Here is a 13,274-nt window from a genome sequence, read left to right on the forward strand (position 1 = left end):
TATTAATGTTAGTAATTCGCAAAACAACGAACATCTATTGCAAAAAAAGAGCTTAACCGCAGCAGCTCTCTTTTTTGCATACCGGCTGTCCGAAGAAGTCGGCAAACATTCTTCTGGCTATTTCCCAGTTCTCCTTATTGATGCAGTATCTTACTTTAGGTGCCTCAATTTCTCCTTGGATCAGTTCGGCTTCCTTCAGTTCCTTCAGGTGTTGCGATACCGTAGCTTTGGCTATAGGCAGTTCTTCGTGGATGTCGCCGAAAAAGCAACATTCCTGAGCTGCCAGAAACTGGAGTATGGCTATGCGTGCGGGATGCCCCATGGCTTTGGCAAAACGAGCTATCTTTTCCTGTTCTTCTGAATATTTCTTTTGAGTCATTGCTGTCTTTTTTCTTGTTTGTTGTTCGCAAAAATACGAATAATATATTTCTTGCCAAAAGAATTTTCATTTTTCTTCTTTTGAAGAAGATAATTATGCATGGAAAGTGCTAATTTTGTCAGGTACCAATGATGTAAAAGAGATGAAATCGTTTCCTATTGTAGATTGGAATAAAGGACAGCAACACCGTTGGCGGTTGCCGTTGATAGTGGGCTTACTGGTTCTTGTGGTGGGTGGCTCGGTGTGGCTGAACACTTCTCCTTTCCGTTCGGGATTTGAGATAACCGATGAATTGGGAGGAAATATTTTTCCTTCGAGTATATTGTCTGTAGCTACGACCGATGCACAGGTCATTGTGCCTTCCGATTCTTTGTATGTAGGCAATCCGAAGTCGTGTATCAGCATACGAGTCCGTTCGGGCAAGGCATATAGCCGTGTGCGTATCGAAGTGGCCGAAACACCTTTCTTTTCGCTCTCGGTGTCGGAGTTCGTATTGGCCAAGCCACATACGGAGTATACCATTTATCCCGATATTATCTGGAATTACGAAGCGTTGAAGAACAACAAGCAGGCAGAGCCTATCAACGTGGCAGTAACGGTCGAACTCAACGGTAAGGAGATGGGGCAGCGGGTACGTACTTTTTCGGTGCGCAGCATCAACGAATGCCTGCTGGGCTATGTGACCGACGGTACTAAGTTTCACGATACTGGCGTTTTCTTTGCTGCTTACGTCAACGAAGAAAACCCCATGATAGACCAACTGCTGCGTGAGGCGCTGAATACACGCATCGTCAATCGTTTCTTGGGTTATCAAGGTGGTACGGCCGGGTCGGTGGACAAGCAAGTATACGCTTTGTGGAATGTGTTGCAGAAGCGGAATTTTCGTTATAGCTCGGTATCGAACACAAGCTTGTCGAGTAATGTTGTCTTTTCACAGCGGGTACGTACATTCGATGATGCCCTCAATTCTTCACAAATCAACTGTGTGGACGGTAGTGTACTGTTTGCCTCGCTGTTACGTGCTATCAACATCGAGCCCATTCTGGTGCGTATACCCGGCCACATGTTTGTGGGTTACTATACCGACAACGGGCATAAGAATATGGATTTTCTGGAAACTACGATGATTGGCGATGTCGATTTGGACGATTTCTTCCCCGACGAGCGGCTCGACTCGACTATGGTGGGCAAGACGCAGAACCAGATGTCGCGCATCACCTTTGACAAGTCGAAAGAGTATGCCAACCGTAAGTATAAACAACATGAGGAAGGTATCCATTCGGACAAGCTAAATTACATGTTTTTGGAAATATCGAAGGACGTCCGGCGTAAGATTCAGCCCATTGGCAGATAGGCTGCTTTTTGCGGGCTTCGCTTGCAAATGAGCTGCGGGAATGTTACCTTTGCCCAACCAACTCTGAATGGAATCACATTATGGAACAACAGAAAAAGTATATTTCGCCGGGAGCCTGGTTCTCCATGCAATATCCGGCAACATGGAACGAATTCGAGGACGGTGAAGGTTCGTTCCTCTTTTATAATCCCGAAGAATGGACTGGAAACTTCCGCATTTCGGCTTATCGGGGTCAGGAAGGGTACGGACGTGAGTGCGTCAGCCTGGAACTGAAAGAAAATCCTGCCGCACGCCGGGCCAGGGTAGGAGCCTTGGACTGTGCCTACAGCCGTGAAACGTTCGAAGAAGATGGCGAACATTACACTTCGCACATCTGGATAACGGGTATCGACGATGTAGCATTCGAATGTTCGTTTACCGTTCGCAAGGGGCAGCCTGTGGCCGAAGCCGAACAGGTGATTGCTTCGTTGCAAGTGCGGAAGCAGGGTGTGAAATATCCGGCCGAGCTGATACCTGTGCGTGTTTCGGAAATCTGCCAGATTAACGAAGCTTATGAATGGGTGTCGAATACGGTGAAAGACTTGCTGAAGAAAGATTTCCAGGGAGTGGAAGCCGATGTGGAAAACATGCAGCAGGTGGTAGACCGTGGTGTGATAGGGCCTAAGAAAAAGGACCATTGGCTGGCTATGGGTATTACTCTTTGTGTCATTATGGCAAACGAGGAAGACGGAATGGAGTGGCGTACGTTAATTGACGGCAACCGTGAAGCTCCCGTATTGTTCAACACTGCCACCGGGCAGTGGGTCGATCCCATGAAGCTGGCATGGAGCAAGGTGAAAGCGGGCGAGAAAGTCAACCTGGCCGAAGCCTACTGTAACAATGGTTAATTCATTTATCATTCTTCATTTTAAATAATGTCTTCAATATTACAAGTAGAAAACCTTACCAAGTCGTTCGGCGATTTGGTCTTATTTGAAAATATATCCTTCGGGCTGGCCGAAGGGCAGCGTGTGGGACTGATTGCCAAAAACGGAAGCGGAAAGTCCACTTTACTGAGTATCCTGTCGGGTAAGGAAGGTTACGACGAGGGAAAGATAGCCTTTCGTCGAGACCTTCGTGTGGGCTATCTGGAGCAAAGTCCGCATTACCCCGAAGAACTGACGGTGCTCGAAGCCTGCTTTCATCATGGCAACAGCACCGTGGATCTGATTAAGGAGTACGAACGATGCTTGGCAACCGAAGGTCATCCCGGTATGGATGAACTCTTGCTTCGCATGGATCAGGAGAAAGCTTGGGATTATGAGCAGAAAGCCAAACAGATACTTTCTCAGCTGAAGATACGCGACTTCGACCAGCAAGTAAAGCACCTTTCGGGCGGACAGTTGAAACGTGTGGCGCTGGCCAACACCTTGATTACCGAACCCGATTTGCTGATTCTGGATGAGCCCACCAACCACCTTGATCTCGACATGACCGAGTGGCTGGAAGAGTATCTGCGGCGTACGAACCTGACTCTGCTGATGGTCACCCACGACCGTTACTTCCTCGACAGGGTATGTTCCGAGATTATCGAAATAGATAACCGCACGATTTATTCGTACAAAGGAAACTACAGCTACTATCTGGAGAAACGACAGGAACGGATCGATGCCAAGACGGTAGAAATTGAACGTGCCAACAACTTGTATCGTACCGAGCTGGAGTGGATGCGCCGTATGCCGCAGGCACGCGGACACAAGGCGCGTTATCGCGAAGATGCTTTCTATGAACTGGAGAAGGTGGCAAAGCAGCGTTTTTACGATGCCAACGTCAAACTCGATGTGAAGGCTTCGTACATCGGCAACAAGATATTCGAGGCCGACCACCTGAGTAAGTCTTTTGGTGATCTGAAAATACTGGATGATTTCTCTTATATCTTTGCCCGTTACGAGAAGATGGGTATTGTCGGTAACAACGGTACCGGAAAATCGACCTTTATCAAGATACTGATGGGACTGGTGAAACCAGACAGTGGCACACTGGACATTGGTGAGACGGTGCGTTTTGGGTACTATTCGCAGGACGGACTTCAGTTTGACGAACAGATGAAGGTGATCGACGTAGTCCGTGACATTGCCGAAGTTATTGAACTGGGCAACGGCAAGCGGCTTACTGCTTCGCAGTTTTTGCAGCATTTTCTTTTTACTCCCGAAACTCAGCACAGTTACGTCTATAAACTGAGCGGCGGAGAACGCCGGCGGCTTTACCTCTGTACGGTGCTGATGCGCAATCCGAACTTCCTGGTGCTCGACGAGCCGACGAACGATCTGGACATCGTTACCTTGCAAGTGCTCGAAGAGTATCTGCAAAGCTTCAAGGGGTGTATTATCGTCGTGAGCCACGACCGTTACTTTATGGATAAGGTAGTAGATCATCTCTTGGTGTTCAACGGTGGAGGTGATATCCGCGACTTCCCCGGTAACTATACCCAGTATCGGGAATGGAAGGAGGCAAAGGCGCGTCATGACAAAGAGCAGCAGGCAGCCGTTAAACCACAGGAAGCTAAGACTGCCAAGGTACGCCTGAACGATAAGCGTCGTATGACTTACAAGGAACGTCGCGAGTTCGAACAACTGGAACAGGAGATAGCCACTCTGGAAGCCGAAAAGAAAAACATAGAAGAAGCGTTGTGCAGCGGAGCGCTGTCGGTGGAAGAGCTGACGGAGAAGTCGAAACGTTTGCCACAGTTGACGGAGCTGATTGACGAGAAGACGATGCGATGGCTGGAGTTGAGTGAGATAGAATAAAAGCCTCACCCCCGGCCCCTCTCCCAAGGAGAGGGGAGTAGAAGTTTCCTTTTATTAAAAAATAGTATGTATATAATATGCAATCGATAACTGATAACCAGACCCGTCCACTTCCCCCTCTCTTTGGGAAAGGGGGGCAGGGGGGTGAGGCTAACTACCACAGCCATTCTCTCTACTGCGACGGCCGTGCCGGAATGGAAGACTTTGTACGTTTTGCCGTAAGCCGTGGTTTTGTTTCTTACGGTTTCTCGTCGCACGCTCCTCTTCCGTTCTCTACAGCTTGGACGATGGAGTGGGATCGTATGGAGGATTATCTGGCCGAATTCCAACGATTGAGACAGAAGTATGCCGGACAGATTGAGCTGTATATCGGGTTGGAGATAGATTATCTGAACGAAGAAAGCAATCCGGCAGCCGAATGTTTCCAGCGTTTGCCGTTGGATTATCGCATCGGGTCGGTTCACTTGTTATACGATGAAACGGGCAAGGTGGTAGATGCCGATCTACCCGCTGGAAAGTTCCGGCAGATGGTTGACGAACATTTTCATGGTGATGTGGAACAGGTGGTACGCCAGTATTACGAACGCTCGTGGCGGATGGTGGAACTGGGTGGTTTCGACATTGTAGGTCATGCCGACAAGGTGCATTACAATGCAGCTTGTTGTCGTCCCGGCATCATGGATGAACTTTGGTACGACCAGTTGGTATGCGATTACTTTGCCGAGATTGCCCGTCGGGGATATCAGATGGAAGTCAATACGAAAGCTTATGAGGAGTTGGGTGTTTTCTATCCGGACGAACGTTACTTCCCTCTGCTGCGCGAGTTGGGAATCCGTATTCAAGTAAACAGTGATGCCCACTATCCCGAACGTATTAGCAGTGGCATGTCCGCTGCTTTTCGGGCTTTGCGGAATGCAGGCTTTGCATCTGTGATGCAATTGCGTGCGGGTCAGTGGGCAGAAGTTCCGTTAAGGTAGCCGGTCTGAAGGTTTATTCCTTCTTCAGCAGGAAGTCGTCGATGGCTTTCTTGTATGTTGTCTTGTCGGCAGCTCCGCTGAACAGTTGAGGTTTCTCGTTCATCGGAATGAGCACAAAGAGAGGAATGCTGGTAGCATTGAACAAGGCAGCCAGCTCTTTCTCCTTATCTACATTTACTTTATAGATGGTGATTTTGCCGGCATACTCTTTGGCCAGTTCTTTCATGATGGGAGCTACCTTGCGGCATGGACCGCACCAGTCGGCATAAAGGTCAATGATGGCGGGTTTGTCGCCTTTGTATTTCCATTCTTTTTCATTCTGATAGTCGAATACTTTGTCGATGAACATGGCTTTGTCCATCACAACGACTTCCTGGGCGTAACCCAGAAGTGTGGTGGCTGCGAGAGCCAGCGTTAGCAATAGTTTCTTCATATCTTTATTAGTTTTAGTTATTAGCTACGAGCTACGAGTTACGAGCTACGAGTGATGAGATATGGGCTACGAGTAGTGAGCTATAAACTTATAAATCGTGAATTATACCCTCATCATACACTTGTCACTCGTAGCTTGTAGCTCGTCACTCGCAGCTATCATACATATTGTTCAATCAGGCTGACCAGTTCGTTGCTTTGTACCACTCCGGACTGTCGCCATACCTGCTGTCCGTTCTTGAAGAGCATCAGGGTGGGTACGGCCTGTATGCGGTACTGCATGGCCAATGCCTGTTGTTCGTCTACATCTATTTTAACGATGCGTGCCTTGTCGCCCACACGGCTTTTTACGTTTTCCAATATGGGGTGCATCATCTTACAGGGACCGCACCAGGTTGCGTAGAAGTCTACAAGTACGGGCACTGTTGTGCTGTTGATCAAGTTTTCAAATTTTTCCATAATTGTTCTGAATAAATAGTTCTTGATACTTCTAACAAACAGTGTGCCGTTTTTGTTCTTCCAGTCAATTATTCAGCAATGTCGAGTTCGTCGATAAGGTGTGAGGCACCTGCATATTTCTCGATGATGAAGAGCGTATAGCGGATGTCTACACAGGCTGCACGCTGCGACGAAGGACGGAAAGCGATATCGCCTGTCAGACCCTCATAGTTGCGGTCGAAACCGGTACCGATGAGTTCGCCTTTGGCATTGAACACGGGGCTACCCGAGTTGCCGCCCGTGTTGTCGGTATCGACGATGAAGCAGACTGGCATGCGTCCGTCGGGCAGGGCATAGCGGCCGAAGTCTTTAGCCTTCCATAGTTGCTTCAATTTGTCGGGGACAACGAATTCCCAGTTTGTCGGATCTTCTTTCTGCATCACACCGTCCAGAGTGGTATAGTAGTCGTATACCGTTCCGTCAGCCGGTTCGTACGAAGCCACCTTGCCGTAGGTCAGGCGCAGGGTAGAGTTAGCATCAGGATAGATGGGCTGTCCGTTAGCCTGACGCATGTCCATCATGCCTTTTACCCAAATTTTGTGAGCGTTGTTGTAGTCGTGGTTGGCGTCCATCATGGCAAGGGCTGTCTGTAACAGACCGTCGGTGATGGAGTATTTGAACAGCACCATCCAGTCGCCCGTCAGCTTGTAGAGTTTGGGCTTGCGGATGAACTTGTCGAAATTCTCGCGGCTGCCGAAGATAGAATACTTGAAGCAGGCATCGATGAAAGCATCTGTATCTCCCTTGAACCGGCGGTCGATGACTTTAAAGATGCCGATGCGTTGATCCTCGGGAATGTAGCGGGCGTATGTGCGCAGCATTTCCTTGCCTACCAGTTTCTCAACCTCGGGGTAGGGAATAGAGGCGAAATATTTGTCGGCAGCTTTTTTCAGGCTGTCGCTGGCTGCCTGAATGGCAGCTTTGTCTTTGTTCTTCAGGGCTGTGGTCAGGGAAGTGGTGTTGGGGATGCGCATGAAGTCGAGTGCGGTGACCAGTGCTTCCTGAATGGCTTGCTGATGGTAGAGGGCCGGACGGCGTTGCTTCACGATGGCCTGGATGCGGTCGAAAGCAGCCTGATAGGAGGTATCGCCTGTCTGGCGACCACGTTCCAGCAAAGCTTCCTGCTGGGCACGCTTGGTGTCGAGCACCTTGAGGCGTACGAGTCCTTCGTTCATGCCGATGGCATTCTTCCAGTAGTTGGCACTGGAGGCATACTTGCTGGCGTAGTGGATGCGTACGGCATCGTCCTTTAACATCTGTTCCATGAGAACGCGCTGGCGGGCATCGCGTACGTGGTGGCGCATGAAGTTGGTGGTCTGCATGCGCTCTTCCACCTCGTCGGCTATCATGTAGCGCCAGTTGCGTCCGGGGAAGCCCATGACGAAAGCGAAGTCGCCTTCCTTGAAGCCAGCCAGGCTGATGCGCAGGTGTTTCTTGACATGCAGGGGCTGGTTGTCGGGACTGTAGGCGGCCGGTTGTCCGTCACGGTCGGCATAAATGCGGAACAGGGAGAAGTCGCCCGTGTGGCGTGGCCACATCCAGTTGTCGGTGTCGGCTCCGAACTTGCCGATGCTCGAAGGCGGTGCGCCCACCATGCGGATGTCGTTGTAGACGGTTTTCAGAAACAGGTAGTGGCGGTTGCCGCCGTAGAAGGCCTTCAGTTCAGCCTTGCCGCCTTTGCCCAGAGTGATGTTCTGGTCTTTCAGGAAGCGTTCGCATACCTGAGCCAGGTATTTGGGCGAAAGATAGTTGGTTCCCTGTGGGTCGGGATCTTTCTTCAGCTGTTGCTGCACGTAGTCCGTCACGTCCAGTATGCGGTCGATAAAGGTGATGGTAAGGCCTTTGCAAGGCAGTTCTTCCTGGCGGTTCATGGCCCAGAAACCGTCGGTCAGGTAGTCATGCTCTACGCTGCTGTGCTGCTGGATGGCGCCGTAGCCGCAGTGATGGTTGGTCAGCACAAGGCCTTCGGCCGAAATGACTTCGCCCGTGCAACCTCCGCCGAAGTGTACGACGGCGTCCTTCAGGGCAATGCCTTCGGGGTTGTAGATGGAATCGGCTGGGATGAGCAGGCCCAGTTCCTGCATGGCTACTTCGTTCTGCCGCTTCAGGTCGGTCAGCATCCACATGCCTTCGTCGGCCAGTGCGGGGAGTGTCAGGGCAGACAGGGCTGCCGCAAATAACAGTCTTTTCATAATGAATGGGGCTTAAGGTGAAAAAACAGGCACGGATCTTGCGGAAGGTTCACGGTTGTTTCTATTGCCGTGATTGTCCGTGTAATCCGTGCCTTTTATTTTATTACTCTACGATGGTCATCTCGTTGATGAGGTGGCCGCAGCCGCCCAGCTTTTCAAGGATGAAGAGCACGTAGCGGATGTCGAGGGCGATGCAACGTTGCAGGTTGTTGTCGAAGTTGATGTCGCCGCTCAGTGATTCCCAGTTGCCGTCGAAGGCGCAGCCGATGAGGCGGCCTTCGCCGTCGATGACGGGCGAACCGGAGTTACCGCCGGTAATGTCGTTCGTCGTCAGGAAGCAGACAGGCATGGTGCCGTCGGCCATGGCATAGCGGCCGAAGTCTTTTTTCTGGATGAGCTCTTTCAGCTTGGCAGGCACTACGAATTCCGGATTTTCGGGATCTTCCTTCTCCAGAATACCGTCGGTGGTAGTGAAGTACTTGTAGTGTACACCGTCCTTCGGGTTGTACGACTTCACGTTGCCGTATGTCAGACGGATGGTGAAGTTAGCATCGGGATAGGAGGGCACTGGCTGCTTCATTTCACCCAGTCCGCGGATATAGGCTTTGTGCAGCAGGCTAAGTTCTTTGGACGGTTGGCTGTATTCGTTTGAGGCAGCTTTGATGGCTTCGAGCTTGGCGCGGCTGTAGGCGGTGGCCATGTCACGGTCGATGGCTTTCACGCTGGGCTTCTTCAGGAACTTGTCGAAGTTGGCACGACTGCCCATGGTGGATGTATCGAAGAGATCGTTCACGTAGGCGTCATAGTTACCCTTGTACTCTTTTTCGATGGTCTGGTAGAAAGCGGGCAGTTCTTCGGGTGTCAGCGCCTTGGCCAGGGCAGGCAGGATGGCTTTGGCTACGGCACGGTCTACTTGCTGGTCATAGTCTTTGTTGTAGATGCCTTCGTATACCGATTCTAGCTGTCTCTTGGTAGCCTGCAGCAGGGAGTCGTTCTTCGTTTCGATGGCTTCCTTCATCTTGTCCATCAGTGCGGGCGGGCAGCCGAACTCGATGGCTCCGTTCAGGGCTTCGTACAGATATTCGGTACGGCGCAGTGCGGGGGTCATCTTTTCAACGAGGGCGTCTATCTTCTCTACCACACCTTCGTATTCGGGCTTACCTTGGGCAAAGGCGGCAAAGCGCTTTTCCTGTTCAGCCTTGGTTTCGAGTACGTTGTTGTCTACAATGGCCTTGTTCATACCGATGGAGTTTTTCCAGTAGTTGCTGCTGCCAGCAAACTTATTGGCATACTGGATGCGGGTCTTGTCACTCTGGCGCATGTACTTCTTCAGCACGTCCAGGTAGACGGTACGCATGTCTATCATGGCCTGGTTGATAGCCGTCATGCGCTGGCGTACTTCGCTTTGGGTGAGGTAACGTTCGGTAGAACCGGGGAAGCCCATAATCATGGCATAGTCACCTTCGTTCAGACCTTTGAGTGAGATGCTGAGATACTTGGGAGTCTTCAGGGGAACATTGTCCTTGCTATACTCGGCCGGTTCGCCGTTCTTGTCGGCATAGATACGGAACATGGAGAAGTCGCCCGTGTGGCGCGGCCACATCCAGTTGTCAGTCTCACCGCCGAACTTACCCACGCTCGAAGGGGGAGCGGCTACCATACGTACGTCGGTATATACCTTATAATAGATAAGGTAGTATTTGTTTCCGGCATAGAAAGGCAGTGCAAGAGGCTCGATGCCCGGCTTGCCTTTCAGATCGCTCTTTTCCATCTCTTCTTTGGCCAACTGGTTGAGGAAGGGGCGGGTCATGGCTTTGTATTCGTCTGTCTCACCAGCTTTTATTTTGGCATTCACCAAGTCGGTGATGTCGACAATACGATGTACGAAACGGAATTTCAGTCCCGGAGTGGGCAGTTCCTCGGCACGGCTCTTGGCCCAGAAACCGTCAGTCAGGTAATCGTGCTCCACACTGGAATGTTGCTGAATGGAGGCATATCCGCAATGGTGGTTGGTCAGGATGAGGCCTTCTGGCGAGATGATTTCACCAGTACAACCACCTCCAAAGATGCCGACAGCATCTTTCAGCGACACGCCGTTGGGGTTGTACAAGTCTTCGGCTTCGAGCTTCAGTCCCTGTTTTTTCATCATTTCAATGGAATTCTGCTGCTTGATGAGTTGGAGCAGCCACATGCCTTCGTCGGCCTGTGCCGAGAAGGTGAATGCTGCGGCAAGGGCCGCAACAAGGTACTTTTTGATTCTCATAAAGTGATTAAGTTATTTGGTTTAAAGTTATTTAGTAAACGAGTTAACGAGTTGACGAGTTGATGAAGAAATGGTCTCCTGCTTCTTGTCAGTTGCCTTCTTGTCAACTCGTAAACTTTCCCTCACGGATGGCTTGCATCACATTGGCGGGAGCACGTTCGGCCAGCAGTTCCTTTTTCATATAGTCCATGTATGGAGCTACGTGGCTAAAGAACTTCCTGTATCCAGCGCAAAGATAATTCAGTCCCGGCTCACCGTCTGCTGTACGGGCAAAGCGGTTCTTGGGGCAGTCACCGTTGCAGGCAAAGAGCCATTCGCACTCTTTGCATTGGCGGGGAAGAGAGTCGAACTTGTTTTGTCCGAAGCGCTGCTGGCGTTCGCTGTACATCATTTCCACCAGCGTCTGTTGGTAGATGTTGCCCAGCTTATATTCGGGGAAGACAAAGTGGTCGCACGCATAAACGTCGCCGTTGAATTCCATTACGCCGGCATGTCCGCACGTACGTGCCATGGAACAGACACCCGGTTGTTGCCCTACCCAGTTGGCCAGGGTAGAGTCGAACAGCTGTATGTAATAAGTTCCTACATCTTCTTTTACCCATTCGTCGAACAGACGGCAAAGGAAGTTGCCCCATTGTTCCGGCGTAACGGAAAAGTCGGCCAATGGTATCTCGCCGCTATCGGCCAGCGATGCAAGATGGCGTCCGTCGCCGTGAGGCATGATGCGTTCTACAATAGGAGCAAACTGGATGTAATGGCAACCAATCTCTTTAAAGAAGCGGTAGAATTCTTCAGGATAATCGGCATTGTAGTCGTTGACTACAGCCATGCCGTTCCATTCTACTCCGTGCTTTTTCAGGAGGTTGATGCCTTGCATCACCTTATGGAAGGAGGGACGTCCCTGTTTGTTTTTACGATATTCATCGTGAAACTCTTGCGGTCCGTCGATGGATACACCTACCAGCCAGTTGTTTTCTTTGAAGAACTCACACCATTCGTCGGTGAGCAATGTGCCATTGGTTTGTATGCAGTTGTCGATGGTACGCCCGTTGGCATATTTTTTCTGCAACTCCATGGCCCGTTTATAGAAGGAAAGGGGACGCATCAAGGTTTCACCACCGTGCCAGGTGAAAAGAACCTGTGGCATGGTTTGCGAATTGATATATTGCTCGATGAATTTTTCCAGCAGTTCTTCACTCATCACATGCTTGGGATTTTCTTTGTACAGCTTGGACTTTTCCAAGTAATAACAGTAGTCACATGCCAAATTGCATACGGCTCCTACGGGCTTCAGCATCACATAGAGCGGTTTGGCAAAAGGTGCATAAGTGGACATATTTAGTTTTTAATGCTTTTGATTAATTAATGTGCAAAAATACGTAAAGCAAATGAAAATACGTTTTTTACCTCTTTCTTTATAAGGATTATTAATACCTTTGCACCTCAGAAAATCATAAATCTTTGATGTATGGTTAGGAAAGAGATAAGCTATATTTTACCTTTTTTGATTACATTGTTACTGTTTTCTTCCTGCGGACGCAACAAGTATAAAGTTGAGGGTACCTCTTCTATTACCAGTCTTGATGGAAAAATGCTGTTTCTTAAAGTCTTTCAGAATGATGGACAATGGATTACGGTTGATTCGGCCGAGGTGATTCACGGTTTTTTTCATATGGAAGGGCCTGTGGACTCGGTTAGGATGGTAACCCTGTATATGGACGATGAAGGCATTATGCCGGTTGTTTTGGAGAGTGGAAAAATTAAAGTGACTTTATCCAATGAACAATTGATGGCTAAAGGAACTCCTTTGAATGATGCCCTTTATGAGTTTATAGAAAAGCGTAACTCGCTTGAATTGCAACTTGATGAGGTAGACCGGAAAGAGGCACGTATGGTACTTGATGGTGCTAATCTGGAGGATATTCACGAACAGCTGAATAAGGAAAGTGAAGACTTGCTGAAGGAAATGAACGATTATGTGAAAGGTTTTATTGCCGAAAACTACGAGAATGTACTAGGTCCTAGCGTCTTCATGATGTTGTGCAGTACACTGCCTTATCCAATGATGACTCCGCAGATAGAAGATATTATGAGAACAGCTCCTACCAGCTTTAAGGAAAACTTCTTTGTGAAAGATTTCCTGTCAAAGGCGAAGGAGAACATGCAGCTGATCGAAGAACAGAAAAGACTGAGTGCGGCAGGAAGCGCTAACTGATATTTTATTTATTTATATTTTCCCGTATCACAGGAACGGAGTGGATTGCATTTCGGATGAAAGTGATACGGGATTTTTTTTACTTGAAGCGGACGTAGCTGTATATGCACTATATTATTTTCCCCAGTTGGGAAAAAATCTTTTTCCAACTGGGGAATATTTTTTTCTAATAGGCACT

Annotated in this window: 11 protein-coding genes; 5 read left to right on the forward strand and 6 right to left on the reverse strand. The window is 49.4% G+C overall.

Going from position 1 to position 13,274, the window contains the following annotated elements:
* Positions 1–52: 52 nt before the first annotated feature.
* A complete protein-coding gene (locus Q3C19_RS14305; protein ID WP_022164234.1) occupies positions 53–379 on the reverse strand; it encodes a helix-turn-helix transcriptional regulator in 327 nt (108 codons plus the stop codon).
* A 142-nt stretch (positions 380–521) separates the two neighbouring features.
* Here Q3C19_RS14305 and Q3C19_RS14310 point away from each other — a divergent pair, with 142 nt between their 5' ends.
* From Q3C19_RS14310 to Q3C19_RS14325, 4 genes are all read left to right on the forward strand, one after another.
* Positions 522–1,733 carry a hypothetical protein gene (locus Q3C19_RS14310; RefSeq protein WP_302730186.1) on the forward strand — a complete coding sequence of 404 codons (1,212 nt, stop codon included), beginning with the start codon at positions 522–524 and terminating at the stop codon, positions 1,731–1,733.
* Positions 1,734–1,813: 80 nt separating this feature from the next.
* Positions 1,814–2,620: a DUF3805 domain-containing protein gene (locus Q3C19_RS14315; RefSeq protein WP_277120896.1), complete on the forward strand. Its 807-nt coding sequence runs from the start codon at positions 1,814–1,816 to the stop codon at positions 2,618–2,620.
* A 27-nt stretch (positions 2,621–2,647) separates the two neighbouring features.
* Positions 2,648–4,519, forward strand: coding sequence for a ribosomal protection-like ABC-F family protein (gene abc-f / locus Q3C19_RS14320; RefSeq protein ID WP_277120897.1), 1,872 nt, complete (start codon positions 2,648–2,650; stop codon positions 4,517–4,519).
* Positions 4,520–4,596: 77 nt separating this feature from the next.
* On the forward strand, positions 4,597–5,496 hold the full coding sequence (locus Q3C19_RS14325) for a histidinol-phosphatase (RefSeq protein WP_302730188.1): 900 nt from the start codon (positions 4,597–4,599) through the stop codon (positions 5,494–5,496).
* A 13-nt stretch (positions 5,497–5,509) separates the two neighbouring features.
* Here the strand turns inward: Q3C19_RS14325 and Q3C19_RS14330 are convergent, their stop codons facing one another.
* From Q3C19_RS14330 to Q3C19_RS14350, 5 genes are all read right to left on the reverse strand, one after another.
* Complete coding sequence (locus Q3C19_RS14330; RefSeq protein WP_302730190.1) at positions 5,510–5,929, reverse strand: co-chaperone YbbN; 420 nt, start codon at positions 5,927–5,929, stop codon at positions 5,510–5,512.
* Positions 5,930–6,087: 158 nt separating this feature from the next.
* The gene (trxA, locus tag Q3C19_RS14335; RefSeq protein WP_022164228.1) at positions 6,088–6,387 is read right to left on the reverse strand and encodes a thioredoxin; all 300 of its coding nucleotides are present in this window, start codon (positions 6,385–6,387) and stop codon (positions 6,088–6,090) included.
* A 68-nt stretch (positions 6,388–6,455) separates the two neighbouring features.
* Positions 6,456–8,618 carry a S46 family peptidase gene (locus tag Q3C19_RS14340; RefSeq protein WP_302730192.1) on the reverse strand — a complete coding sequence of 721 codons (2,163 nt, stop codon included), beginning with the start codon at positions 8,616–8,618 and terminating at the stop codon, positions 6,456–6,458.
* 103 nt (positions 8,619–8,721) lie between these two features.
* Positions 8,722–10,881 carry a S46 family peptidase gene (locus tag Q3C19_RS14345; RefSeq protein ID WP_277120900.1) on the reverse strand — a complete coding sequence of 720 codons (2,160 nt, stop codon included), beginning with the start codon at positions 10,879–10,881 and terminating at the stop codon, positions 8,722–8,724.
* Between the two features lie 103 nt (positions 10,882–10,984).
* Positions 10,985–12,217, reverse strand: a complete 1,233-nt coding sequence (locus tag Q3C19_RS14350; protein ID WP_071149478.1) for an anaerobic sulfatase-maturation protein — start codon at positions 12,215–12,217, stop codon at positions 10,985–10,987.
* A gap of 132 nt (positions 12,218–12,349) precedes the next feature.
* Here Q3C19_RS14350 and Q3C19_RS14355 point away from each other — a divergent pair, with 132 nt between their 5' ends.
* Positions 12,350–13,096, forward strand: coding sequence for a DUF4369 domain-containing protein (locus tag Q3C19_RS14355; protein WP_071149479.1), 747 nt, complete (start codon positions 12,350–12,352; stop codon positions 13,094–13,096).
* The last annotated feature ends 178 nt before the right edge of the window (positions 13,097–13,274 follow it).

This window comes from Bacteroides sp. ET489 (assembly GCF_030518095.1).
Taxonomy (GTDB): Bacteria; Bacteroidota; Bacteroidia; order Bacteroidales; family Bacteroidaceae; genus Bacteroides; species Bacteroides ndongoniae.